At 66.9% G+C, this 25,998-nt stretch carries 19 protein-coding genes; 7 read left to right on the forward strand and 12 right to left on the reverse strand.

What is annotated here, in order from left to right:
* Positions 1-13: 13 nt before the first annotated feature.
* The 5 genes from bla to ACWEQG_RS12385 all read right to left on the reverse strand — a co-directional run bounded on the left by bla (position 14) and on the right by ACWEQG_RS12385 (position 3,807).
* Positions 14-874 carry a class A beta-lactamase gene (gene bla / locus ACWEQG_RS12365; RefSeq protein WP_452285083.1) on the reverse strand — a complete coding sequence of 287 codons (861 nt, stop codon included), beginning with the start codon at positions 872-874 and terminating at the stop codon, positions 14-16.
* 154 nt (positions 875-1,028) lie between these two features.
* Positions 1,029-2,141 (reverse strand): AAA family ATPase, encoded by a 1,113-nt coding sequence (locus ACWEQG_RS12370; protein WP_452284125.1) that lies wholly within the window; start codon positions 2,139-2,141, stop codon positions 1,029-1,031.
* Positions 2,138-2,794, reverse strand: a complete 657-nt coding sequence (gene pnuC, locus ACWEQG_RS12375; RefSeq protein WP_452284127.1) for a nicotinamide riboside transporter PnuC — start codon at positions 2,792-2,794, stop codon at positions 2,138-2,140. The genes ACWEQG_RS12370 and pnuC overlap by 4 nt, the downstream gene beginning before the upstream one ends.
* Before the next feature lie 10 nt (positions 2,795-2,804).
* The gene (locus ACWEQG_RS12380) at positions 2,805-3,206 is read right to left on the reverse strand and encodes a ribosomal maturation YjgA family protein (protein WP_452284129.1); all 402 of its coding nucleotides are present in this window, start codon (positions 3,204-3,206) and stop codon (positions 2,805-2,807) included.
* A gap of 25 nt (positions 3,207-3,231) precedes the next feature.
* Positions 3,232-3,807: a DUF1707 SHOCT-like domain-containing protein gene (locus ACWEQG_RS12385; protein ID WP_452284131.1), complete on the reverse strand. Its 576-nt coding sequence runs from the start codon at positions 3,805-3,807 to the stop codon at positions 3,232-3,234.
* A 288-nt stretch (positions 3,808-4,095) separates the two neighbouring features.
* Here ACWEQG_RS12385 and ACWEQG_RS12390 point away from each other — a divergent pair, with 288 nt between their 5' ends.
* Positions 4,096-7,425 carry a S8 family serine peptidase gene (locus ACWEQG_RS12390; protein ID WP_452284133.1) on the forward strand — a complete coding sequence of 1,110 codons (3,330 nt, stop codon included), beginning with the start codon at positions 4,096-4,098 and terminating at the stop codon, positions 7,423-7,425.
* Positions 7,426-7,478: 53 nt separating this feature from the next.
* Here the strand turns inward: ACWEQG_RS12390 and ACWEQG_RS12395 are convergent, their stop codons facing one another.
* Positions 7,479-8,861, reverse strand: a complete 1,383-nt coding sequence (locus ACWEQG_RS12395) for a protein kinase domain-containing protein (RefSeq protein WP_452284135.1) — start codon at positions 8,859-8,861, stop codon at positions 7,479-7,481.
* Positions 8,851-10,239, reverse strand: coding sequence for a DUF4407 domain-containing protein (locus tag ACWEQG_RS12400; protein WP_452284137.1), 1,389 nt, complete (start codon positions 10,237-10,239; stop codon positions 8,851-8,853). Before ACWEQG_RS12400 ends, ACWEQG_RS12395 begins: the two co-directional genes overlap by 11 nt.
* A 228-nt stretch (positions 10,240-10,467) precedes the next feature.
* On the opposite strand from ACWEQG_RS12400, the gene ACWEQG_RS12405 reads away from it, so the two are divergent.
* From ACWEQG_RS12405 to ACWEQG_RS12425, 5 genes are read left to right on the forward strand one after another with little or no spacing between them, the layout of a single operon-like run.
* On the forward strand, positions 10,468-11,892 hold the full coding sequence (locus ACWEQG_RS12405; protein WP_452284139.1) for a hypothetical protein: 1,425 nt from the start codon (positions 10,468-10,470) through the stop codon (positions 11,890-11,892).
* Positions 11,893-11,900: 8 nt separating this feature from the next.
* Positions 11,901-12,887 (forward strand): hypothetical protein, encoded by a 987-nt coding sequence (locus tag ACWEQG_RS12410; RefSeq protein WP_452284141.1) that lies wholly within the window; start codon positions 11,901-11,903, stop codon positions 12,885-12,887.
* Positions 12,884-15,148: a hypothetical protein gene (locus ACWEQG_RS12415; RefSeq protein WP_452284143.1), complete on the forward strand. Its 2,265-nt coding sequence runs from the start codon at positions 12,884-12,886 to the stop codon at positions 15,146-15,148. Before ACWEQG_RS12410 ends, ACWEQG_RS12415 begins: the two co-directional genes overlap by 4 nt.
* A complete protein-coding gene (locus ACWEQG_RS12420) occupies positions 15,145-15,666 on the forward strand; it encodes a GNAT family N-acetyltransferase (RefSeq protein WP_363464490.1) in 522 nt (173 codons plus the stop codon). The genes ACWEQG_RS12415 and ACWEQG_RS12420 overlap by 4 nt, the downstream gene beginning before the upstream one ends.
* A 42-nt stretch (positions 15,667-15,708) precedes the next feature.
* Positions 15,709-16,914, forward strand: coding sequence for an erythromycin esterase family protein (locus tag ACWEQG_RS12425; protein WP_452284145.1), 1,206 nt, complete (start codon positions 15,709-15,711; stop codon positions 16,912-16,914).
* Between the two features lie 270 nt (positions 16,915-17,184).
* Here ACWEQG_RS12425 and ACWEQG_RS12430 read toward each other — a convergent pair whose 3' ends face one another.
* Positions 17,185-17,553, reverse strand: a complete 369-nt coding sequence (locus tag ACWEQG_RS12430; protein WP_452284147.1) for a bleomycin resistance protein — start codon at positions 17,551-17,553, stop codon at positions 17,185-17,187.
* A gap of 252 nt (positions 17,554-17,805) precedes the next feature.
* Positions 17,806-18,333, reverse strand: a complete 528-nt coding sequence (locus ACWEQG_RS12435) for an SMI1/KNR4 family protein (RefSeq protein ID WP_452284149.1) — start codon at positions 18,331-18,333, stop codon at positions 17,806-17,808.
* 220 nt (positions 18,334-18,553) lie between these two features.
* Here ACWEQG_RS12435 and ACWEQG_RS12440 point away from each other — a divergent pair, with 220 nt between their 5' ends.
* The gene (locus ACWEQG_RS12440) at positions 18,554-18,949 is read left to right on the forward strand and encodes an SCO4402 family protein (protein WP_452284151.1); all 396 of its coding nucleotides are present in this window, start codon (positions 18,554-18,556) and stop codon (positions 18,947-18,949) included.
* 1,402 nt (positions 18,950-20,351) lie between these two features.
* Here ACWEQG_RS12440 and ACWEQG_RS12445 read toward each other — a convergent pair.
* The 3 genes from ACWEQG_RS12445 to ACWEQG_RS12455 all read right to left on the reverse strand — a co-directional run bounded on the left by ACWEQG_RS12445 (position 20,352) and on the right by ACWEQG_RS12455 (position 25,882).
* Positions 20,352-20,735, reverse strand: a complete 384-nt coding sequence (locus tag ACWEQG_RS12445; RefSeq protein WP_452284153.1) for a hypothetical protein — start codon at positions 20,733-20,735, stop codon at positions 20,352-20,354.
* Between the two features lie 321 nt (positions 20,736-21,056).
* Positions 21,057-23,981 carry a DEAD/DEAH box helicase family protein gene (locus ACWEQG_RS12450; RefSeq protein WP_452284155.1) on the reverse strand — a complete coding sequence of 975 codons (2,925 nt, stop codon included), beginning with the start codon at positions 23,979-23,981 and terminating at the stop codon, positions 21,057-21,059.
* On the reverse strand, positions 23,978-25,882 hold the full coding sequence (locus ACWEQG_RS12455) for a DNA methyltransferase (protein ID WP_452284157.1): 1,905 nt from the start codon (positions 25,880-25,882) through the stop codon (positions 23,978-23,980). Before ACWEQG_RS12455 ends, ACWEQG_RS12450 begins: the two co-directional genes overlap by 4 nt.
* Positions 25,883-25,998: the final 116 nt, after the last annotated feature.

Raw genomic sequence — 25,998 nt, forward strand, 5'->3', positions numbered from 1 at the left:
CCGTAACGAGTGGTTACGGCAGCCGGCCGAGGCCGCGCGCGAGCACGGTCGCCGTCTTGGCGACGACCTTGTCGTCACCGGAGCCGTCGGCCGCCAGGCGATTGGTGTAGATCGCCATGATGATCGGGGCGGCCCCCTTGGCCGGCCAGACGACGGCGATGTCGTTGGCGGTGCCGTACGTGCCGCCGGTGCCGGTCTTGTCGCCGACGATCCACGTCTTGGGCAGACCGGCGCGGATGCGCGCGTCCCCGGTCGTGTTGTCGCGCAGCCACCCGAGCAACCGGGAGCGGTCCTTCGCGCCGAGCGCGTCGCCCGCGGTGAGCGCGCGCAGGTCGCGGGCGATCGACGCGGGCGTGGTCGTGTCCCGCCTCTCCTTGGGCGACCACTCGTTGAGCTCGGTCTCCCACCGGTCCAGCCGCGAGACCGGGTCCTTGAGCGTGCGGAAGTAGCGGGTGAGCCCCTCCGGCCCGCCGATGCGCTTCAGCAGCATGTTGCCGGCGGTGTTGTCGCTGTAGATGATCGCGGCCCGGCACAGCTCGGCGAGGGTCATGCCGTCCTTAACGTGCTTGGCGGTCTCCGGCGAGTACGGCTTCACCTCGTCGGCCGTCCAGCGGACGACCTTCCGCGTCAGCTCGCGGTCGGTGGTGCGGTCCAGCACCGCCGCGGCGGCCACCGCCTTGAAGGTGGACGCCAGCGCGAACCGCTCGCCCGCCCGGTAGCCGATCGTCTTCCCGGTCGCCGTGTCGATCGCGTACGCGCCGATGCGGCCCTTGAAGGACGTCTCCAGCGCGCGCAGCGCGGCGGCCACGTCCGTCCGGGGCGCGGCGGCGGCGGGGGTCGCCGGGGCGGCTCCGACCAGGACGAAGACCGTCATCGCGGCGGCTTTCACCGTCACCGGGTGTCCCATGGCATGTCCTCGCTCTCGTGCGTCGGTGATCTGTCAGACGCAGGAGCAAACCAGAGGGTTCGGAACAAGTCCAATATTCATATGGACACCCGGCCGATATCGGTTCACATATGAACCCAGCTCAGAGCGGCGGCGCGAAGTGGCGACCGGCCGCGACGAGATCGTCCACGGCTCGCGCCGCGGCGGCGAGCCGCTCCCCCGGCGATCCGGAGACGACGACGTGCGGAAGGCCGCGCCGGGACAGCTCGGCGCGCAGCCGCCGGTCCATCTCGTGCCTGACGTGCTCGCCGTCGCGCCAGCCGTCCTGCTCGAAGGGCACGCCGTCGACGGACGTGTGGATCCACAGGTCGTGCCGGGCCCGCTCGTGGACGCGCAGGACGTCCGCGCTCACTGTGCCGAGGTAACGCTCGTGCCACAGGGCGGTGGCGAGCGCGTCGGTGTCGCAGAACAGCACGGGCGACCCGACCCGCGCCGCCGCCTCCTCCCAGCCGAGCTGCCGGTGCGCGATCAGCGTGAACTCCTCCGGCTCCCACTCAAGGTCGTCGAGCCACGGCTCGGGCGCTCCCGCCCTCTTGGCCGCCCGGCGGGCCAGGGCGAGCTTCTCCTCGCAGTAGGTCCTGCCGTACTCGGGCACCCACCGGGTCGCGGACCAGACACCGCCGCGTGCGGCGTAGCGGGCGGCCAGGGCGCGGGCGAGGGTGGTGGTGCCGCTGGACTCGGCTCCGACGACGACCACCCGCCAGGCGAGGTGGGCGCGTACGGCGGGGCTCAGCCAGGGCCACGCGGCCACCGGGTCGTCGCGGACCATCGTCCCGCTGACCGGGTGGCGGTTCCGGTCCGGATCGACCGCCACGTGCGCGCCGCCGAACCTGCGGGCCAGCTCCGGCCCGTACGCCTCGGAGGAGAAGACGGCGTCGACGTCGGGCGCGCCGCCGCCGTGGGCGAGCGCCAGCGCGTGCCGGAACGCCTCGACGTGCGCGGCCCAGACGTCCGGGTCGTCGTAGTCGACCTCGACGTCGTCCACGACCGGCGCCACCACCACGTGCGGCTGCGGATGGGCCTCGCGCAGCCACGCCGTACGCAGGGCGAGCGGGATGCTCTCCACGCTCGAGGCGGCCACGACCACCGTGACCAGCGCGCAATGCTCGGCGGCCGTGTCGACGAGGTGATGGTGGCCGGCGTGCGGCGGATAGAACTTGCCGATCACCAGTCCGTGCGCGTAGCGGGCGCTCACCGCGCCACCGCCGCATCAGGGGTGGGAACCGGCCGGGCGGCCAGGTCGCGCCGCCAGGCGACCAGCCCGGCCACGCACAGCGCGAGGAACAGCACGTAGAGGACGCTGGTGAGATAGAGGTCCTTGTACGCGTAGAGGGGGATGTAGATCAGGTCGACCGCGATCCACAGCCACCACGACTCCACCCGCTTGCGGCACTGGCCGTAGGTCGCCATGAGCGACAGGGCGGTCGTCAGGGCGTCCCAGAACGGGACGGCCGAGTTGGTCCAGGCGGCCAGCGCGGCGGTGAGCAGCCCGGTGACTCCGGCGCCGGCGAGCGCGAGCCACACCCATTCGGCGCGGCCGGTCCTGGTGACCGCGAGCGTGGTCCGCCCGGCCCCGCCGTAGAGCCACTGCCACCAGCCGTACAGGCCGAGGACCACGTAGACGATCTGCAGGCCCGCGTCGGCGTACAGGCCCACGGCCAGGAAGACCAGGCCCAGAAGGACGACGTTCGCGACGCCGATCGGCCAGTTCCAGATGTTCTGGCGGGCCACCAGCCAGACGGTGAGCGCTCCGGTCACGAAGCCGAGCAGCTCCGCCCAGCTCGTCGACACGCCGCCCAGGGTGATGGCGGGCTCCAGGAGGGGCCCCAGCAGATCGGTCAGTGCCACCACGACCTCCTTAATCGTCAGTGTGACGATAACAAGGGATCGCGATCAGGGAAACATGGGTGACGTATCCGGCGGCGGCGCCCACGGCGTACCAGAACAGGTCGGGGGCGTTGAAGGTCGTGCCGAGCGCGAGCCGGGCCAGCGCGCTGTGCGCCGACAGCTCGGCCGGTACGCCGGTGATCTGGGCGAACTCGACCAGCCAGCTCAGGCAGAGCGCCACGGCCGCCACCACGACCGGCCGGGCGCGCGGCGCGGCCACGACGACCAGCGCGTACACGAGGAGGGTGTAGAGGAGGTCGCCCGCGTACTTGGCGACCGCGCCCGGCAGCAGCGCCCGGACCGTCAGGCCCGCGGCCACGACCACCACGGCGGCGGCCAGCGCGGCGAGCCGGCGATGCGGCGAATGCGGCATCCGGGCACCCTATCGGGCCCGGTCGTCAGGGGATCCGGTGGTAGCGCACCCAGATGTCGCCGCCGATGTGCCCGGACAGCCGCAGCACGACGCCGTCGGGATCGGGCGGCACGGGAGAGGTGTTGTGCACGCGTTTGTGCCGGACCCACCCGCCGGAGGTCACCTCGTCGGCGGCGACACGCCAGCCGATCGGGACCCGGATGACGACGTCGCCGAACATCGAGTCGCAGCGGACGATCATGTCGATCTCCCGGTGCGGGCAGTCCGCGTACCGGAAGTCGACCACCGCCGTCCGCCAGGTGCAGTCGAGCGTGATGCGCGGCGGCACCCTCCAGCGCCCGGTCTTCCTGACGGCGCGCGTGCCGCGGGTGAACAGCAGCAGGTCGTCCGCCGGCTCCGAACGCACGTCCGGCGCCCGCGTCCCGGGCAGGTCCGCGACCAGGGCCTCCAGCTCGCCGTACGTGCGTGCGGCGTACAGACGGTCGAGCCGATCGGTCAGTTCGTCCAGGGTGATGCGGCCCTCACCGACGGCGGCGCGCAGCCTGTCCGCGATCCGGTCCCTGTCCCGGTCTCCGGCGCGTAATTCCGCCTGGTCGCCCACGATTGCGCAGTTTAGTAATCGGCATTCCAGGGTCGCCAGTCCACATATCCGAAATAGCGGTAACCGTCAGCCCGAAATGTTATGAGCGCCGGTGAAAAATCATCTCATGGAACGATCTAGCCGGAAAAACGATCGCTAGTTAAACTCCGAGTCAGCTTCGGCCGCCCGTCTCGGGTGGCCGTTCGCCCGTCGCCCAACGGGGAGGGCCCGTGCCCTCCCATGCCCGGGGGCGGCGCGGCTCCTCCACGCCCTGAGCGGCGGGGCCTCACAGGTCTCCATGGAGGTGTCGTGTCGAGGAAGCCCCCACCTGCCTACTTACGGACCACAGCGGTCGTCGCCGGCCTCGGCCTGGTGACGGCGATGATCCCGGCGGCCACCGCTGCCGCCGACCCGAGCCCCACCCCGTCGTGGTCGTGGAGCGCCACGGCCGTGACGGGCGCCGAGCGCGTCCAGGGCGCCAAGTCGCCCAGCGGCCGGCTCGCCAAGAGCGACCCCGCGCTGCTCGCCTCGCAGTCGGCGGAACGGACGAGCGTCGTCGTCAAGCTCGACTACGACTCGCTCGCGGCGTACAAGGGCGGCCTGCCGGGTCTGCCCGGCACCAGCCCGTCGGTCACCGGCAGAGCGCTCAACCCGAAGAGCGGTGACGCGGCGAAATACACCAAGCACATCGAGAGCGTCGAGAACACCTTCCTCGGCGAGCTCGGCAGCAAGATTCCCGGCGCCAGGGTCGGGCAGAAGCTCCGCACGGTCTACGGCGGCGTCGCCCTGACGCTTCCCGCCAACAAGGCCGCCGACCTGCTGAAGCTGCCCGGTGTGGCCGCCGTGCAGGAGGACAAGCGGGAGCAGCCCCTCACCGACTCCAGCCCGGAGTTCATCGGCGCGACCGCCGTCTACAACCGGCTCGGCGGCGCGAAGTCGTCGGGCAAGGGCGTCATCGTCGGCATCCTCGACACCGGCGCGTGGCCGGAGCATCCGTCGTTCGCCGACCCCGGAACGCTTCCGGCTCCCCCGCCGAGGGCGGACGGCACCGCGCGGACGTGCGACTTCGGCGACAACCCGCTGACGCCGGCGGCCGACCCCTTCCGCTGCAACAACAAGCTGATCTCCGGCCAGCCGTTCCTGGAGACGTACAACGCCATCGTGGGCGGGGAGATGTACGGGGACAGCGCCCGTGACTCCAACGGCCATGGGACGCACACCGCCTCCACGTCGGCGGGCGGGCCGGTCGACCACGCCAACCCGCTCGGCATCGACCGCGGCGCGATCCACGGCATCGCGCCCGCGGCGCACGTCGCGGTCTACAAGGTCTGCGGCGCGGAGGGCTGCTACCAGTCCGACTCGGCGGCCGCGGTCGCGCAGGCCATCGCCGACGGCGTGCGGGTCATCAACTTCTCGGTCGGCGGCGGCGCCGACCCCTACAGCGACCCGGTCGAGCTCGCGTTCCTCGACGCGTACGCGGCGGGCGTGTTCGTGTCGGCCTCGGCGGGCAACTCGGGACCGGGCGCGGCGACGACGGACCACCGCGGCCCGTGGGTGACCACCGTGGCGGCCTCGACGCAGAGCCGCACCTTCCAGTCGACGATCACGCTGACCGGCGGCCCGTCGATCAAGGGGGCGTCGATCACGGCGGGCGTCGCCTCGCCGCTGCCCGTGGTGCTCGCGTCGGCTCCGCCGTACAACGACGCGCTGTGCGTCAGCACCCCGCCCCCGGGGCTGTTCACCGGGAAGATCGTCGCCTGTGAGCGCGGCCCGAACCGGGTGCTCAAGGGAGCGCAGGTCAAGAAGGGCGGCGCCGCGGGGATGATCCTGTACAACTCCACCCCGCTCGACGTGATGACCGACAACCACTGGCTGCCGACGGTCCACATCGACAAGCCGGAGACCGACGTGCTGCTCGCCTGGCTGAACTCGCACCCGGGTGGGACGGCGAGCTTCACCCAGGGAGAGAAGGCCACCTGGCAGGGCGACGCGATGACGACGTTCTCCTCGCGCGGCCCGGGCGGCGACTTCCTCAAGCCCGACGTCACCGCGCCCGGCCTGCACATCCTGGCGGGCACCACCCCGACGCCGGAGTCGGAGCTGGAAGGCCCTCCGGGCAACCTGTACCAGGCGATCGCGGGCACCTCGATGTCGTCGCCGCACGTGGCGGGCGCCGGCGCGCTCGTGTTCGCGCTGCACCCCGACTGGACGCCCGGCCAGGTCAAGTCGGCCCTGGAGACCACCGCGACGACCAAGGTCACCAAGCAGGACCGGACCACCCCGGCCGATCCGTTCGACTACGGCGGCGGCCGCATCGACCTGAGCAAGGCGGGCGACGCGGGCCTGACCCTCGACGAGACCGCGGCGAACTACGCCGCCTCGGCCGCCGACCCGCTGAACCGGATCGACCTCAACCTGCCGTCGGTCAACGCGCCCGTCATGCCGGGCGTGATCACCGCCAAGCGCACGCTCGTCAACGCCACCGGCAAGTCGCTGGTCTACGCCGCGTCGGGCACCACCGTCAGCGGGGCGAACATCACCGTGCTGCCGCCGCTGTTCACGGTGAAGCCGGGCAAGAGCCAGAAGATCACGATCGTGATCACGGCGCCGGACCTGCCCGACGGGCAGTACTTCGGCCAGGTGAACCTCAAGCAGGTCGGCGGCAACCGGGAGCAGCACCTGCCGGTGGCCTTCTACCGGCAGGAGGGCGCCGTGCCGATCGACCAGACCTGTGCGCCGAGCACCATCGCCAGGAACACGGGCGAGTCCACCTGCACGGTCACCGTCCAGAACAACACCCTGGAGGACACCGAGGTCACCGCGGTCAGCACACTGGACCTCAAGCTGCGGCTGGGCGGCGTCACCGGCGCGACCAAGATCGGCAGCCAGATCGTGACGGCCAAGAGCACGCTCGCGGGCAGGCAGCCGGACAAGCCGACCATCGCACCCGGCGAGAGCCCGGTGGGCTACCTGCCGCTGTCGGCCTTCGGCATCGCCCCGACCCCCATCGGCGACGAGGAGGCGCTGAACTTCACCGTCCCGGCGTTCACCTACGCCGGACGTACGTTCACCAGGATCGGCGTCGTCTCCAACGGCTACACGGTGGCGGGTGGCACCAACGGCGCGGCGGACATCCAGTTCGCACCGCAGACGCTGCCCGACACGGCCCCGCCGAACGGCGTGCTCGCGTCGTACTGGACCGACCTGAACGGCACCGGGGCGCCGGGCGTCTACGTCGCCTCCCTGACCGACGGGGTGAACAGGTGGATCGTCGTCGAGTGGCAGGTCAACCTGTACGGCACGAACAGCCGCAAGGTCTTCCAGCAGTGGATCGGGCTGGGCGGCGCCGAGGACATCTCGTACGCCTACGACCCCGCCAACCTGCCGGGTGACCCTGGGCCGGAGTACGGCCTGACCGTCGGCGCCGAGAACGCGGAAGGCAACGCCGGCAGCCAGATCAGCGGCCCGCCGACGCAGGACTACCGGATCACCAGCACGCCGGGCGCCCCCGGCGGCACGCTCAGCTACTCCTTCAAGGTCAAGGGCGTGTCCTCGGGCACCGGCAGCGTCACGACCGGCACCTCCACCCCCCAGGTGAAGGGCATCACGGTCGAGGTCGACAAGATCACCGTTCAGTAGGGATCCCCTGGGGCCCGGCGGCGGAGTCCGCCGGGCCCTCCCGTTGCCGCCGGTCAGCGGGCGGAGGCGATCTGGGCGCGTACGGCGGGGCTGAGCCCGGCCAGAAGGCGCTCGGCGCGGCCGTCCGTGGTCGCCCGGAGCAGCGCCGCGGTGACAGGCGGGGGCACGTACTCCAGCACCTGCCGGGCCCGCCGGGTCGTCATCGCCTCGACCAGCCGGATCGCGGCGGGCGTGACGCCGAGCGCGTTGAGGATGTCCGCGGCGACCCGATCGGCCACGTCCGCCAGGATGCCCGCGCCCCGGCTCGCCGGCATCTGCCGCAGCAGCGCGGCCGCTCCCGCCGCGGTCATGTGACCGATTACCCGCCCCGCCTGGCCGGGCGGCAGCAGGGCCAGCACCTCGGCCGCCCGGGACGGATCGTCCGCCATGGCGTCCAGCGCCTGTCCGGCCGCACCGGGCGTCATCGCGGCCAGCGCCGCGGCGGCGCTGCGTGAAGAAGAGCCGCGTGAAGAAGAGCCGCGCGACGGCGGCGGCGACTGTTGCGGCTGTTGCGGCTGCTGGGGTGGAGGTGGCGGCGAGTGGGGCGGCCGCATCGGCGGCGTGGACCGCGGCGAAGCGAGGATCGCCGCCAACCGGCGGTCGAGTTCGGCCGCTCCCGTCCGGAGGCCGGGGTCCTTCCTGAGCAGTCCGGCGATCACGTCGTACAGCGGCCCGGGGTGGCGAGGCCGCGGGAGATCGTCGTTGCAGACGGCGTGCACGGTCGCGTAGGGGTTCTCCCGGCGGAAGGGCGAGTAGCCTTCCAGGGCGCAGAAGAACGTGATGCCGAGCGACCACAGATCGGCGGCCGGTCCCACCGTGCGCCCGTCGATCCGCTCCGGCGCCATGAACTCCGAGGTGCCGAGCAGGGTGCTGCGTGAGGTGAGCCCGCTCTCGCCGACGATGTGGGCGATGCCGAAGTCGACCAGAACCGCCTTGCCGTCGTGCCCCACGACGATGTTGGCCGGCTTGACGTCGCGGTGCAGCACGTGCGCGGCGTGTGCCGCCGTCAGCCCGGCGAGCACCTCGCGTCCCATGGTGGCGATCTCGCGCTCGGACAACCGCCGCCGCCGGATCAGGTCGTCCAGGGAGCCGCCCTCGATGTGGACCATGACGATCCACGGCGAGCCGCCCTCCTCGAAGACGTCGTAGATCCCGGCGATCGCGGGATGCCTGATGCGGGCCAGCGACCGAGCCTCCCGCAGCGCCCTCGCCCGCTGGACCTCGATGCTCTCGCCGTACGGCGTCAGAGCGACTTCCTTGAGCGCGACGAACCGGCCGAGCATCCTGTCCTTCGCGAGCCAGACCGTGCCCATGCCGCCGCGGCCGAGCTGGGACCTCAGCTCGTAACGGTCCCTGATCACGCGCCCCGGACTCGCCATGGGAGCGTCAGTCGTCATCGGGCAGCAGCTCGACTCCCCCGTGACGCTCGGCGCCGGCCCGCGGCACCCGCATGGTCCTGTCGTCCGGCATCCGTCTCAGCTCCTGGTCCTCCAGCGAGTCGTACACGTCGGTCTCGCCGACGGTCTCCGCGCGGGTGCCGGTCGGGCCCGCCGGATACGGCGCGCCGTCCCCGGAGACGTCCACGACCGGCTGGGGACCCGTTTCGCCCGTACGGGACCAGATGCGCCAGACGTCCTGGGAGCGGGCCGAGGGCGGGACGGACGTACCCGGACCGGACGTGCCGGGCGAGGCGAATGTGCCCCGCGCGTCCCGGAACTCGTGCTTCTCGGCCAGCGCGAGGACCTTCTCGTAGTTGCCCGGCCGCTGCATCAGCTTGACCGCGATCGGCAGGCACTCGATCAGGAGGAACAGCAGGAACAGCAGCAGACGGGTGACGCTGAGGCTGGGATCCTTGCCGGTGATCTCGTTCAGCGCCTGGATGCGGATGAGCAGACCGTTGGTCGCCATGTTCTCCGCGTCGAAGGACGCCTGGAGGTCCGCCTGCCGTTTGATCCCCGCGTCGAGCTGCGCCTTCGCCTTGGGCAGGGCCTCCTGCGCGCTGGCGAGGCGGGCCTGCTTGGCCTCCTCGCTACTCGCGCTCAACTCTCGCTTGCGGTTCTCGATCTGCCGGTTGATCAGGTCGATCCGCCGCTTGTCCTTCTCGTACGCGCGCCGGCTGTCCTGTGCGAGAGGACCGTCGCCCTTCTTCGGGCACGAGGGTCCCCCGTACAGCTGGCACTGCCACTCGTCGTAGTGCTTGTCGGCCAGTTTCTGCTGTCTGGCACGCTCGACGGTCAACGCCTTGACGGCCGGGTCCTGTTCGGTGTCGATGGGCACGTCGCCGCCGGAGGAGATGACCTTCTCCAGATCCGCCACCTCCTTGCGGAGTTGGCCGACGTCCTTGCCGACGTTGCCCTGCTGCTGCTGTGCGACGAACGTGTCCGCACGCCGCTGCTTGATTTGCACGATTTGAGCATCAATCTCCGACCGGAAAATCTGCAGCACCAATGGCGTGGAGATGACGAAACCGAGCAGGAGTGCCATGAGAACGCGCGGAACGGCCAGCGGCCAGCGGCGCGGGGCGTCCGCCCTCATCGTGGTGACCAGCCAGCGGTCGAGGCTCAGGATCATCAGGCCCCAGACGAGCGCCGCGATGACCGCCAGGACGACGTTGACGCCCAGGGCGCTGTTCAGGGCGAACGTCATCGAGACCACCGCGAGGACGGCCGTGGTGAGCACGGCGCCGCCGATGCCCTCGAACTTCCCGTACTCCGTCGGGCACCGTTGGAGCACCTCCGGCCGCGCTCCGGACAGCGCAATCAGAAACCGTCTCATGTTTCTCCTCGCCTACGCGGCCCCCACCTGGAGCGCCATATCGCAACCTGGCATTACGCACGCGACGCGGGCTATCGTAGATCCCTGTCGTGCGATTGCGGGGAATTGACAATGATTCGACGCAACGACACAACAAGAAGCCTAGCGTTATGACAAGTCGTCTCTTCGTAGTTGCCGACTAGACATAAAGGGACGTGGGCGACAAATAGGACGATAATCGGAGGATTCGTGCCAGAGCCCGACAAGGCTCTGCTTCGCAAGGCCGTCGCCCGGGCCGTTGCGGGGCTCACCGCCACCGGCCGCCTCACGATCGTCGAGGTCGCAGCCGACGCAATGACCGTCTTCCAGATCCATCGGGACGACAACGGCAGACCTCGCTGCCACTACTGGTCCCTGTCATGGGGCGAACTGGCCTCCGAGCACGGGTGGGCAGAGGAGTCTCCCCGGCAGGCCGTGCTCCGGGCCGCCGACCTGTCGTCCGCCGACGAGGTCGTCCTCGCCTGCTCGTTTCCGGACGGCGCGGAGGCGAGCCGGGTGCTCGGCTGGCTGAGCGAGGCGCGGCCCGCCGCCGTCCACCCCGTCGACGGGCCGGTCACCGCGGTCGTCGAGGACGTCCTGGCCTCCGACCCGCTGACGCGGTCGTACGACCTGGTCGTGATGCGTGCCGACCACCCGGGCGGGCGACTGCGGCTGGGGAGCAAGCAGCTGTTCCCGATCGGCGCCGTCCCAGGCACCCGGGCCGAGGTGACCGTCCGCTGCGAGCCCGGCGACGAGTACGGCACCGCGTTCGCCGTGGTCACCTGGCAGGGCCGCGAGCCCAGGCTGCTGTCGGTGCACAGCGCCAGGCTCACCCCCGGGCGTTACCCGCTGACGGCCGAGCTGGTGCGGCCGGGAAAGGTGCGGTTCACCGGCGTGGGCGAGCTGACGCGCGACCCGCGCGACTGGGGCGACCTCGTCGCCGCGGCGCCGTCGCAGCTGCCGCCCCGGGCCGGACCCACGCATCTGATCTGCGCGGTGGAGGTGTGCGGGCCGGACGCGAAGGTGGAGGAGCGGCTGAGCCGGGTGCGCCAGGTGGTCAGTTTCCTGTCCACCGAGCTGGCCGGCCTCCTGCGGGTCTCCCTCGTGACGTACGGCGCGCACTCCTACGACGACCGATCGGCAGGAGAGCATCCGGTGGAGGTCGCCGCCTGGCAGGTCGCGCCCGAGCACGCTCTGGCCGCTCTGGAGCCGCTGGAGGATCGCGGCGCGATCACCGAGGGCTATCCCTATTACCCGCACGCCGCGCAGCTGGAGGACATGCTGGACGCCGTGGCCCGGCGGCTCTCGACGTCGGAACACACGCGCACGGTCCTGCTCACGGTCGGCGACCGCCCGCCGCATCCGGTGCGCGCGAACCGGTCGTTGATCCTGCCCTGCCCGCACCCGCACGACTGGCAGTCACTCCTGAGTCGCGTGCAGCACCGGCCGGACACCCTGCTCGCCGCGATCTGCGACCGCCGGGACGCCTCCGCGCACCCGGCCTGGCGCCGGCTCGGCGCGAACGCCGTCGCGCATCTCGACGCCCTCGACATCCGGGGGCTGGCCACCGACCTGGGGCTGAGCGCGCCCGCCGCCCTCCCCATCCCGTTCCCCCTCCTCGACGAGACGGAGTGAGACCAGGCATGCAGTCCGATCCGGCGCCGGGACCACCGGCACACGACATCGCCATGTGGGGCGCCCCGGGCAGTGGCAAGACCACGCTTCTGGCCGCCCTGAACATCGCGCTGATGCGGCGGAACGACGACTGGAAGATCATCGGCTCCGACGCCGCCTCGTCCGACTACCTCATCGAGAGAACGAACGCGCTGTCGAGCGGGAAGGTCTTCCCCGAGGCGAGCCAGAGCCTGGAGCACTACCGCTGGACGCTGGTCGGGCCGACCGGGCGGCACAAGCGCCGGTGGTGGCACAGGCTCCGGCCCGCCCCGCCACTGAAGATCGGCATCAGCATGGTCGACGCGCCCGGGGGTCTGTTCAGCGCGGCTCCCCTCCGTACGGGGACCGGCTCCGGAAGTGCCGAGGACCCGCGACGCCGCCTGATGGACAACCTGGTGAAGAGCCGGGGCCTGGTCTTCCTCTTCGACCCCATCCGGGAGTTCGAGCTCGGCGACGCCTTCAACCACCTGCACCCGCCGCTCACCCGCCTGGCCGAGAAGATGCTGGAGACCGGCGAGCTCCGGGACGGGAAGCTTCCCCATCACGTCGCCGTCTGCATCACCAAGTTCGACGACCCCCGCGTGCTCGAGACCGCGGAGAAACTCAACCTGCTCGACCCCGCGCCGGACGACGAGTACGGATTTCCCCGGGTGAGCAGCGAGGACGCCCGGGACCTGTTCCGGGCGCTGTGCGAGGTGTCCGCGAGCGGCAACGCGGACATGGTCGTCAACGCCCTGGACCAGTTCTTCGACCGCACTCGCGTCGAGTTCTTCGTCACCTCGTCGATCGGCTTCTACGTACGGCCGCAGACCAAGACGTTCGACTGGCACGACTACCAGAACCTGCTGCCCGAGGCGGGCAAGGACCTGCGCATCCGGGGACAGGTCCATCCCATCAACGTCGTCGAGCCCATGCTGTGGCTAGGGCAGCGCCTCGCCGCCGGCGGCTCCCGGTGATCGGATTCGAGTGGGCGCTGGAAGGCAAGCGGCCCGGCAGCTATGACGAATACGGTCTACTGAACTGGAGCGACGGACGACTCGATCACGAGGTGTTCGAGAAGCTCAGGGACCGTTACACCGCGGGCACCGCCGTCGACCTGCCACAGGTGACGATCGGGACCGCGAAGATCAGCGAGAACGGGGAGATATCCCATTATGTGGTCCTGGCGATCCGGGAGTGGTCCGGTCACCACGACTTCGCCAACCGCAGGATCGCCTACACCCGCTGGTTCTACGTGCCGTACGAGCAGCTCGTCGATCGGCCCGTGTCGTACACGGCGCTTTACACCGCCTTCGCCGCGTTGCCGCTGGAGCCGCGGCCCCCGCTGACCGTCGACGTGCCCCCGTACGCCCCGGAGGCGGTGTCTCCCGGGCCGGACGCGCTCTCGGCGGCGGCGCTGCTGCTGAACGGCCGGCCGGTGTGCGTGGTGGGCGCCGACGCCGTGCCCATGATCGACCGGCTGCGGTTCGTCGACACCGTCGCGGCGCTGCTGCCGTACGGGACGCGGACCAGGTTCACCGCGGCCACCTGGACCAGCAGCACGACCGAGCACACCATCAAGCTGTCGTTCGCGCGGTACGCCCCCGAGGGAGGGCAGACGGTGGTGTGGGGGCACGCGGCCGAGAGTCTCCGCGACCAGACGGCCTCGAAACTCTGCTACCAGTTCTACACACGGTCCGACGTCCCCGTGGCGACGATGGTCGCAAGGCTCGCCCGCGACACCGAGCCGCTGTCCCTCGAGAAGGACCGGCCCAGGGTGCTCCAACTGGTCGAACTGTCCGGCAGCGCGGTGCCCGAGATCGAACCCTCGCCTGACCCTCCTTCGGCCCCGCCCATGGGTCCCGCGGACACCACGGTGGCGCACCGGAACGGCGCGGGGCAGGCCTTCATCGAGGCGCTGGCCGACGCGCTCAGCTATGCCCCGGACGTCCGCGCCGCGGTCGAGGAACTGGCTCGCACGGGCACGAACCCCACGACGCGGCAGCACATCCAGCGGGTCCTGCTCCAGCGCAACTGCTTCCGCGGCGTCATCGACTCCCGTAGTGACGCGAGCCGCCTCTACGCACGGCTTGTGGACGCGGCCTTTCCGCCCGAGGAGATGGGCAGGCAGTCCACCCAGGACATCGCCGACGCCCTCGTCTGCTCACCCACCACGCCCGAGCCCGTCCGGCGGATGCTCACCTCTCTCCTGGGCGAGCCGCCGCCCGAGCGCCGGTGGACCTGGCGGGCTCTGGACCGGCGAGCGCGTCTGACGGTGACCCTGGCGGGAACGGCCGTGCTCGTCGTGGTGTCCGTCGTGACCGTCTTCCTCACTCTGGGCGACGCGGGCGAATCCTCCCCGGAGCAGTTCTCCCCTCTGCCGGTGGTCGTGCAGGCGCCCGCGGAGCAGCAGTACGCCGCCGAGGCCTTCGCCGAGATGCTCGGCCGCGACGGCTACGCCCCGGCCATCGAGACGATCGATCCCGCGACGGTCACGCCGCGCGCCGACGTGCCGACCGTGACGATCGCCTACGACCTCGACGTCCTCCGGGCGGTCAGCGGCGGTCGGTACTCGGGCAGGGACGTGCGGGGAGAACTCCAGGCCTTGGGCCTCAGCGAACTGGCGGACCTGCGGGTGACCGACCCCGACGTCCTGCTCGTCAACGACGACATCAAGCCCGAGAGGTTCCTCGACCATCCCGAGAAGGGCGAGGAGGTTCTCATCCGCGACACCCTCGGCGCGGAACAGCTGAATGCGCTGCGTGATTGGGGCGTCCAGTTGCGCCCCGAGTCTGCCCAGGAGATCTCGCGCCGGCTCGCGGAGCACTCCGCCGACGCCGCGATCGTTCCGGAGAGCGTGAGCGCGTACGAGGGCTACCGGCGTCCTGATCCGCGGGACCTGCCGCTTCCGCGGCGCAGGCTGGTCGTGCTCGTCAACAGCGCGGCGGGCGACCGGATCCGGCAGGACCTGCTCCAGGTCACCCGGGCGGCGGATCTCGGGCACGCTCCCCCAGGCGACCTCAAGGCGGCCGCGAAGGCCCTCATCGACAGGATCGCTCCGGTGGTGGAACCGGCGACCCTCGAAGAGCCGGCGGAAGGAGGCCGCTCCTTCCCGTACGTTCTCTTCTTCGTGGTGGTCGCCGTCGCCTTCGTGGCGGTGGTGCTGTGGATGTGGCGTCCCGACCGGCTCGGCGACCACTCCCTCAGCCGGAAGCCGTCCAGGAGGGGCAGCAAGTGACCGACCGCGCCGGGTTCGCCGGCTATGACATCCGGGACATGCGGGAGGCCGACGCCGCGCAGGTCCTCGCCATCTACCAAGCGGGGCTCGACAGCGGTGACGCCAGCTTCGAGATCACCGCCCCCACCTGGCAGGCGTTCGACGCCGCGAAGCTGCCCCGCCACCGGCACGTCGCCGTGGACACCACCACCGGGCGGGTGATCGGCTGGGTCGCCGTCAGCGCCGTCTCCGGCCGCTGCGTGTACGCCGGGGTGGTCGAGCACTCCGTCTACGTCGATCCCGCCCACTCCGGCCGGGGAGTCGGGTTGGCGCTGCTGAACGCCCTGATCCGGTCCACCGAGGCCGAGGGCGTATGGACCATTCAGTCGGGCGTCTTCCCCGAGAACACCGCCAGCCTGCGCCTGCACGAGAAGGCCGGCTTCCGCGTCGTCGGCATTCGCCACCACATCGGCCGGCACCACGACCGCTGGCGCGACGTCGTCCTCCTCGAACGCCGCAGCACCGTCACGGGTCTGTGACCGTCATCCGACCGACCGCGGGGGATCTTCATGGAGAACGGAGTGGCGGAGTGGCTCGAGTCGCGAGCGATACCGCTGAACGGCCTGAAACCAGGTGCCGGGACCGCCGACCTCGCGCCGTTCCGCGCCGCACTGGACGGGGTGCGGGTGGTGGGAGTCGGTGAGGCCACCCATGGCAGCCAAGAGTTCTTCCTGCTCAGGCACCGACTGCTGGAGTTCCTGGTCGAGGAGCTGGGCTTCACGACACTCGCGGTGGAGGCCAGCGCGTCGGCGTCCCGGGCCGTGGACGACTACGTGCGGGGCGGCTCCGGTGATCCGGTCGAGGCGCTCGCCGGTCTGGGCTTCTGGACGTTGCACACCGAGGAGATGCTGGCGGTCGTCCAGTGGCTGCGCGACCACAACCGCACCGCTGTGGAGAAGGTCCGGTTCGTGGGGATCGACCCGCAGTATCCGGCGGCCTCGCTGGAGGCCCTGCGTACCTACCTCGGCGATGACGCGCCGGACCTGCTCGACCCCCTCGCTCCCCTCGCCGGCAAGCGCCTGGGCATCGGCCCAGCGCTGGACCGGCGGATCGAAGCCGACGCCCGCCGTGTGGAGGACTTACTGACCGGCCGGACCGCCGGCCTCGGACGGGATGAGGCGCTGGCGCACGCGCGGATCGTGCGGCAGAGCGCGGACCTCGCGAGCCGGCCGTTCCGGCATTCGGACCCCGCCGAGACCGTGAGCGTCGCCCGCGACCGCTATCTCGCCGACAACCTCGGCCTGCTCCTGGCCGACCCGAACGCCAGGATCGCCCTCTGGGCGCACAACGGCCACATCATGAAGGGCAGTCACAGCGGCGGGTCGGTGCCCGCCATGGGCCGGCACCTCGCAGAGCGCCACGGCGAGGCGTACTACGCACTCGGCGTGCTGTTCGGAGAAGGCCGGTTCCGGGCCCGGCGGCCACGGTTCGGAAAGGTGAATCCGTCCAAGCCTCCGGTCACCTTCCGCGTTCCACTCGTCCACAAACCCACGATCGTGGAGGGCCACCTGGCCGCCGCCTCCCCGGGCGAGTATGTGGTCGATCTGCGGTGCGGGCCACGGCCCGAGGCTGTGGCGCAGTGGCTCGGCGATTCCCTGTACATGCGGAGCTACGGCGCGGTGGCGAGGCGGTTCACCTACAAGCTCAGCTACACGTCGACCGTGCTCGCCGAGCACTTCGACGGCATCGCCTTCGTGCCGGAGACCACCGCCTCCACGGCTCTGTAGACGCCGATGTGAAGCCGGCCAAGATATCGATCACCGGAATGTCGGGGACCGGTAAGTCGACCGCGCTGCTGGCCTGGCTGGAGAGCGGACCAACAATCCGTACGGCAAGCGGCCGGAGGAACGAGACGCGATCCTGGAGAACCTGCGCGTCGTCGAGCCGCTGCTGCGGGCTACCGCGACCATGGAGATCGACGCCAGCGCTCCGATAGAGCATGTCGTCCGGCAGCTCGAGGAGCTTGCCGCGGCGCGGGCTCCACGCACGTGATCGGATCAGGGCATGGGCGAGCCGACGCGATGCAGTGTTCCGTCAGGGTCGATGTAGGCGAACTCCCGGAGTCCGTACGGAGTGTCGTGAGGTGCGCCGAGGCGGCCGGCGACGTCCGCCGCGGCCCATTCGGCGTACACGGCATCGGCGTCTGAGACATAGATGTAGACGGCCGCGGCGGTGCGGGCAGGATCGTGCTCATTCCACTCGGTCAGATGGAGCGAAATCGACCCCCGCGCGACGAACCCATACCTGGGGTCCTCTTCGGCTTTCCGCACCGAAAACCCCAGCTGACGGTAACGCTCGAGTGCAGCAGCCAGATCGAGGACAGGGATCACGGGCGCCACCGTCTCGAAGAGAACCTCGCTGTCCATGGCCACCCCTACGGCTGTCGGCATCGGAGTCGATGCGAGGCTATGCGGTGGCCCTGACAATTTCACGGATGCCGACCTATTTCTCGGCGTCGTCGTCCGCACTGCAACAGCCCGTCGCCCGGTGACTGAGAGCGCCGTCAGGATCGTCAGGCAGTCGGGGAGACGAGCCGCCGCCTCCCGCCCCTGAGCCCGCTCGGCGGCCGGGTATGCGGCTGTGGGCCGCTCCCGGCCGCCGGCAGCTCGGGCCGCAGCCTACCCCCATGCCTCACAAGTCACTTCGTCCAAGTCAGGAAGCTCCGGTCGGCCGAACGTGTTCCCCGAGAACCACTCCAGCAGGAACTCGGTCGCGGTCAATCTGATAGCGGGACCCTGATCGTGATGCCGGGGCCAGATAATCACTGGCCAAGCTTCCGGTTCGCCCTCGGTCAGCCAACCGATCAAATCACTGTTGTCGGTGCTTCCCCATTTGAGAAAGCCACCTGGCTCCGGCCAGGCCGCGAGCGGGTACCAGGACGGCCACTCCTTACGAAACTCCCGGTATTGATCCCCAACGTACCGAGCAGCGTCCGCGAAGGACTCGCCACCCGCAGCGCTACGCGGATCAGCCACCGACAGCCACTCCCCGAAGTAGCAGCTCCCGTAACGGTCGACGAGTGCAACGAAATCGGCAGGGAGAGAAGTGCCGAGCTCAGCGAACACCGCTTCCCACGCCGTCTCCCCATGAATGGGCTCGGCAGGAGGCGGAACCAGAGCAATGAGCTTGTTCAAGGCATCGTGCATCCGGCAGACATACACCTGATTGGCCGGGCCTGTACAGAATAGAGAGCCGTCCGCGCCTGGCCGAGATACCTCCGGCGGGTGCCTCGGCTCCGGGTCATCGTCCGCCCGTCGCCCGAGGCCGCAGCCGGTCCGCCGACAAGCCCTGATTTCATCTGCCAGCGGCACCTTCAGCTTTCGCCAGGCTCTCCTACCAGGTACCGGCTCTCAGTAGCGTGGGGTCGTGCACGAACACGCCTCAACGGCACGGCGGGTCCAGTGGCCAGAGCGACGTGCAGACGTCCTGAACGCGTTACAAGCCCTCGGCGACCGCGACTATCAGGAGCAACACTGGCGAGCAGGACACGGGTGGCCAGACCTCACTGCCGCCGTTCACTGGCTGATCGACGACACTTCCATCGACCAAGCCGGCGCACGATCGCTGATCCCCCAACTCTTCCAAAACGAGCGAGAAGCCGACCGCGTGCAACTCGTGGTTGATGCCCTCCTTCGCGTTCTCGATGACCTTGGCCCCATCGCCCCAGACGATGCCTACCTCGACCACCCCGCATGGGTCAGCGTCCTGCACGCGGCCGACGCCGCCCTCCAGGTTCTGGCGCCGGACAAAGAGAACCCGTAACGGCATCCCCGGGCATCAGCGAGATAGTGCGGGTCCGAAACCTCGCGGGAAGAGTCAGCATCGTTGTCCCGTTCCGCGGCGTACACCTGCAGGACCGCCACCAGATCATCTGGACGGGCAGTTCGAACCACACACGCTGCGGCAGCATCCATCACGTGATCAGCATGCCCGGTGGGGCGGTCGACGTCACCACGGTAGCGACCTCGAAGGCAGAGCGACCATTGGTCGAAAGCGCTTCACGACCTGTGGAAACACCCTCGAGATCATTGCACGCATATCGATGGACCGGCGACAGACGGGGGGCTCAGGGCGGCGCCTGGCTGCACAGGCCGGAGAAACAGAAGAGGCCCCGGAGGGCCTCTGAGCTGCTGTTCTGCTGGTGGCAGGTCCAGGGTTCGAACCTGGGTAGGCTGAGCCGACGGTTTTACAGCGCGTGACCATTCTCGGTTGCTCGACGCTCTTGACCTGCGCCGGAAGCTTCTCGCCCGGCCCTTCTCGGCAAGATCATTGCACGCATATTGCACGGCGCGCCATACGGAGACTCAAGGGAAAGACCCCGATGCCGAGCCCGGCAGAGCCCCTTCCATCACCGGCCAGGATCGGTTACGCTCAAACCAGCGTTAAGACCCCGAGGCATGCGCCCCGCGTGACGTCTTCGCTGACCTTGTCGATCCCATTTTTATGGGTATTCGACTTTAGGGTGTTGAGTTTTGTGCTGCCCGAAATCGGGCGCGCAAACTCGGCGCCCTTTCGCTTTTATTGGGCTAGTTACAGCCGTTTCGCTGTATGTGGAGGGGAGGTGATGACAGTGACATGGTCTGCAGTCGCCATCGAGGTAGTGCGGACGGTACGGCTGGCTCTGGCAAGCTGGGGCCGTACCGTCCGCCTGGCGGTCCTGGTTGTGCTCTTCGCACTGATGGGATGCCTATTCACAGCGATCCAACGGTTTCCGCTGATCGCGTGGTGAGGCATCTGACCTCCGTAGCACAGCTTAGGCGGAAGACTGGGCCTCCTGCAGCCTCGCAGGGGTTACGTCCTGCTCGTTATTAGGGCACCGTCGAGCCGTGCTGTCGGCGGCCTGGGGGAGGTGCGGCCTCGCACGCCCCTCCCCCATCCGCGCATCCCGTATGCCGTCGACCCGCTGCGGAGCAGCAGCAGGCCGGCGACGGAGGGGCAAGCCCGTCTTCGCGTGTACGTCAGCCGGTCGCCGTTCCTCGGCCATCGGACGCCAAGGGTGACAGACGGGCTTGAGCTGTAGGAGCTGGTCTGCTGGGCTTGCCCGGGTCGATGGCAGGAGGGATGCGCGGGCTCCTACCTCAGCCACCTGAAACCCGCGCTCTCCAACTGGGCGGGGCATCCCGGAGCCGGAGCGCCCCCGCCGGAGGCACACGACTTGACCTCGTCAGAGAGGTCTGTGGCCGGAACCGTCGAGAAAGTAGAACTCGACAGGAGCGGTGAGCGGGCGGACACGGCGTAAGTACCGCTCGCCCACCAGCGCGTCTTGCCCGAATACCATGAACACGCGATCGGCCTGCACCTTCTGCAAGAGCCATATGCATTCAGCGATTGCCTGCCACTTCGCGGCCGGAACCTTGATGTTCTTGAGCCACTTCGCGTCTCCGACGATGCGCTGGTCAGGCGAGACGAGATCGAACTTCCAAGGGACCTTCCCGCCTACGTTCACAGAGCGCTCCGCCAGCTCCACTCCCCACAGCGCGGAGAAGTATCGGCGTGCATGGTCCTCGAACGTGCGCCAGTCAGAGACACCGGTGATCGGTAAGTCCATGTACTCGACCGTACGGGCCGCCAGAGTCGGGCGCCAGCGGTAGCCCGGTCGGTCGCCTTTTTCCTGGAGCCGCGGCCCGAGCTGCCGCCGGCCGGGACCGGCCCCCGGGCCGCACGCCCGGACGGCGGGCGGGCGAAGGGCCGCAGTGCGGCGGCGCGCAGCGCCGCCGCCTTGATCCTTATAAGAGCAATTCAGCAGAGCAGGATGCAGACCCACGACCGGCGGCCTTCAGTCTGGGATAGCAGCCGAAACCGTGTTGTGGTATGACTGCCGGTGGCGCTCTCCCCGCTACTCAGGAGCGGGGAGAGCGTCCGGGTTCGGCTAGATCAATCGCTCCTGGTCCTCCGCATTACCCCTCCGCAGCCGCGCGAAGTCAAGTAACTCGGTAAGCCGTGCATTGTTCTTGTGCCAGGCCCGAAGAGCGGTCTCACCGAGTAGGACGTAGTGCCAGGTGAGATCAAACCGCTGGCTTTCCGAAAGGTCGTTGATCTGATCCACCCAGGTGAGGGCAGCACGCTGCTTCCGCTGTACGTTCTCATCGCTCAACGCACTCTGTGCTTTCGTTTCAACAACGTATACGTCGGAGTCCGTCCGCACAAGAAAATCTGGTGAGTACTGCGCAGGCATTCCATCTGCCTTCAAGTATGGGCGACGCATGAAGTCATGTCGATACTCGTGAATCTTCACGAAAGCTCGAATCTGTGTGTCCTGATCCGCCCACTCCATAAACAGCCGCTCCAGGCCGCCGTTACGAGTCGGCACAGGCAACTTCGGATAGATTGACTTAGTCACCGTAACCGCACTGGAAGACCGAACGCTGATGGTCTTAACTTCGGACATACGCCTGTAGATGACTTCGGCGCCTTCAAGCTGAAGGTTCTCCTGAGCATCTTCGACTAGGCGGGTGGCAAAGGCTCCAGCGATTTCCATAGCGATATCGTCGAGAAGCAGGATCCGCCAATTCTCGTCGGCCAGCGGATCGTAATACTGACCAAAAAGCCGCTGCCGAATGTAAGTATCCAGCCATGCCGCCAGAAGAGGGCGGTGTATCTGGAAGACGGGATACTTAGAGATCTCGCTGTACTTCTTCGCGCTCCTGGTCAGGTTGCTACCGAGTGCTTCAGAGATTCGCACCGTCATTCTGGACAGATAGTCGTTGTATCCTGTAGCGGTCAGTACACCGCTGTCGACGCGGTAATCGCCATACTGAGTTCCCGTTTGAGCATCCTGAGACACAAATCGATCGCCCTTGCCGATCTGCTCAAGCAGCCAACCGAGTTGGTACTTACTACGCGGCAGCTGCATCGGATCAAGGAAGGGCGTCTGCAGCTCCTCTTCGGCCTCTCGAATTACGATAGGGATATTGAAGTCGTATGAGGAAAAATCCTCCCGAAGATCTACGCTTTCGAGGTCACCAGTCGGATCCGTCCGGTCCCCCTCGTCACCCACCTCGCCAGCCAAGCCGCCGGCTAGGAGCTCATCGTAGAAGTCGGTGAACGCTGGGTGTTCGACAATGAAGAGGACATCGAAGTAGTTAGTGGGCTCCAGCCTCTTCTTAAACCGCTCTCGGGTTTCTCGCTTAAGCTCTTCGATGCGTTCGTCACCGCGCCACATGAGGCGCAAGCCCCGACCAATCGTCTGCTCTAGTAGGATCTGAGCCTGGCTAGAGCGAAGCGGCACTATGACGCAAATGTTATTGACATCAAACCCTTCTCGCAGCATAAGAACGCTTACGATTACTTTTGGCTGCTTGTGCCTATCGATATCGAAGAGCCGTTCACGTGCCGCCTCCCATTCCTTCTTGGACATCTCCCCCTTACGGTTAGAGTCCACGCTGAGAATGTCGTCCTCGCTCAGACCAGTCTGCTTAAGGAACTCAACGACATGGCCGGTGACGCTGGTGTCCTCACAGACAACCAGAAGCTTGGGGTGCTTGTCCGGATCAGTGGCCGCGAACTTCTCTTCCAGGATAGAAAGCTTCTTCAAGCCTGCGCGCAACATCGTGCGCTGTCCGCTTGAGAGCCCACTTGCCTTTCCCTGCTCATCCCGTTCCGCGCGGAAGTCCAGGGGCAGAGAGGCCACTTCCTTACGCTTATCCAGAGCCAAAGCCTTAACAAGGCCAAGACTCATGGCCAGATTTAGATCGAAGTCGACTACGATATGAGGGAAGTACTTTTTTCCCTTATTCCTCCCGGAACCGACCTCATTGTAAGGAGTTGCAGAAAAGTCTATTTGGATGAATCGATGACCCTTGGTAGAGGCGATCTCCGCCAAACTCTTTTGCCACTCAACCTCAGTGACCTCACCCCCTTTGCGCACCTCATGAATGTGATGGGCCTCATCATTGAAGACGAGAAGACGCGACAAGTCCTTGAGACTGTCGAGCGGGCCGCCTCGTACGTAAGCCCGGTCAAGCGCCTCTAGGGAGTTGCCGCTTGTGGTTCCAGGGGTAATCGGGAAAAAGCTTTCGATAGCCGCTTGTGCATCTACTTCTACTCCGGGTGCATCCACGTCCGACACAAACAATGGATCTTCCACGCCAGCAAGCAGGTGCCAGTTTGTAATGGCTATCATTCCGCCGCCGGTAACCTTGCGACCAATCTCGACTTTTGTGACGACAGAAGATTTGAGGAACCCGAAAACTTGCTCTCGGTGATTATCCGGGATGAAAAGGTCGCGATTCTGGTAGATATCGCTTGTCTCGAAGTGCCGCTCTCCTTCGCGCTCTTTGCCGAGGAAAGAGTCAAGCAGACGATCGTAGACGATGAGACCGGGCGTAACGATTAGAAAGTTGCTGGTGAACCGATCGTCTTCAGGCGCAGCTACATGGTTCAAATACTGCCACACCAGAAGAGCATTAAGAACCCAGGTCTTGCCGGTCCCTGTCGCCATTTTTGCGGCGTACTTAGGATGCTGGTGGCGACTGCGCGTTACCTCGCCTAAGACGCCGTCTTCGAGCAGGGCATCAGGTGCTACGGCCTTGTACAGCTCGTAGAGATTTTTGGTGCGCAGGACTTCATGTGCATAGATCACATGCAGAATTGCCGCGCGCTGACCCTCGTGGAAATTGAGCCATCTCAAGGAGCAATAGTCGGGGCCGAACCAGTACCGCAGGAGTTCCGCGGTAGTAGGAGTCACATGATCTAGCAATTCAGGAGAACTGCCACCTACGAGTTCGGCGAGTTGCTCGTTGAGTCGCTGAGCGAGGCCGGTGGCCAGGGGAAAAGAAACACCGTTGCCGCTCATCCGGTCAGCTCCACACCATCGATGATGACCTCTGATTCGAATCCGAACACGTCAACTGCCCGCACGCATACCTTCCGCGTTCCTTCCTTCATGGGCAGCGTGAGACGAGCGTTCGTCACCACGCGAAGAGGATCACCATCATTATCGGTATTCCCTCTATAGTCCTGCCAGACGGAGCGGACAACCTCACCATCATAGTCCGGGTCTACAGCCCAATATTCAATAAGCGACAGCGGTTCAGTGTTTATTACCCCTTGCAGCGCCTTGCGGTTTTTCTCATCGATATTGATCGCCTCTGGAGATAGAAGGACGTAGTTCTCTAGGGAAACACGCAATTCCTCCCCGTCGGGAGAAGCCTTACGCTCCGTCACTCGAGCTTGCAGATACTGCAAGCTCGAGAAGCGAAGGTCGCCTGCGAGCTTCTCCAGACTTCCCCTCTTCTTCAGTCGGTCGAGAAGATCAGGTGGAATCACCAGCACTTCGAGGCGATCGTCGTTGAGTGCGGAAATCTCCTGCCCTATGCTAGCGGAGAAGTTCCAGCCCAATACGATTACCTTGTCGAATCCTCCCATAGTTGAATCTCTGTAACCTTGCGCTCGCCTCAAGGTCGAAGCAGTGGTCAGCTTGGATGGACTATCGGCGTAAACCAGTGTCTTCGTTCCTGGAACACGTCCCAGACTGCCGTTAAGGTTCTCCTCCTGAGGAAGTGGGATCGCGCCAAAAAGACTCAAGACCACTTGTGCCAGGTCGCCGACTCGGAACCTTCGTCCCAGAGTTGAGCGCGCCTGTTCCACTTGATAGTCGCCAATCGCCTGATAAACAAATGGCTTGGCGTCCTGATCAATGAGTCGCTTCCGTGTGATCATCGTTGCGGGCTTGCCCATGTCCGAAGCGATCCAAGACCGCCCTAGCCGCTCGGCCACAGAAACGGTGGTCCCAGATCCGACAAAGAAATCAGCTACGATCGAGTCCTCGTCAGAGGCAGCCAAGATGATACGTTCCAAGATGGCTTCCGGCTTCTGCGTCGCGAAGCGCAGATTCTGGGTCTTGTCGGCCGGCTGCAGCATCGATATGCGCCAGACATCATCGACCGTACGGTGAGTCGAGTCTATATAGATGATGTTTCCGTTTTCATCCTTTGCGTTTACTATGGAGCCCTTTTCGCTCGACCAAACCCGCTTAATTTGACGGACCGGCTTATCGCGTAGCTCCTTCTGTGGATTGAAGATAAAATTATCGCTCTTGCGATAATAAAGAATTACATCATGATTGCGCGGGAAGGTTTTGATATTCCCTTGCATCTTGTTGTAGTACCACCAGGTAATCTCGTTCGTGAAATTATCTTTCCCGAAGATCTCATCGAGTACGAGCTTTACGTAGTGCCCTACGTGCCAGTCCAGGTGGACGAATATTGAGCCCCGATCGGAAAGCAGCTCTCGCATCAGGATCAATCGGGGAGTAATCATTGCGAGGTAAGAGGCAGTGCCGTCCGACCAAGTATCCGAATATGCAAATTGTTCGATGACCGTGGGCTTCTGCTCCAGCGTTGCGCCGGGCAGAGTGATTTTAGAACGGTAGTCTGCCTTGGAATCGAAAGGTGGGTCGATGTATATTAAGTCGATCTTACCCCTCATGGATGGAGTACTTTCGTCGCCGGCCAATAGTGCCGCCATAGCGAGCAAGTTGTCCCCGTAGATAAGCCTGTTGGGCGAATCCCCCAAGGTGGTATCGCGATCAAGGCGAAATAGATCCATCCTCGAAGTGTCTTTGGACGGAATCACTAGCTCGCGCGCCTGTAGGGTGACTTTACTTCGACCCTCTAGGTTCTCGAGAATCCGGGCTGCTTGCTGCTTTCCAGCGGCAACGATATTTGGCAGTGCCTCTAGCAGCGACTTTCCCATGCCCGTTCCGTCCTCTATAGCCGATCCAGCCCATACTGCAAGGCTGCAGGCAGTACCGTAAGCCTTCGATGAGCTTAGTACTGAACCACGGCTTGGTGACGGGGTGCAATAGCTAG

Source organism: Microbispora sp. NPDC004025 (genome assembly GCF_053604425.1).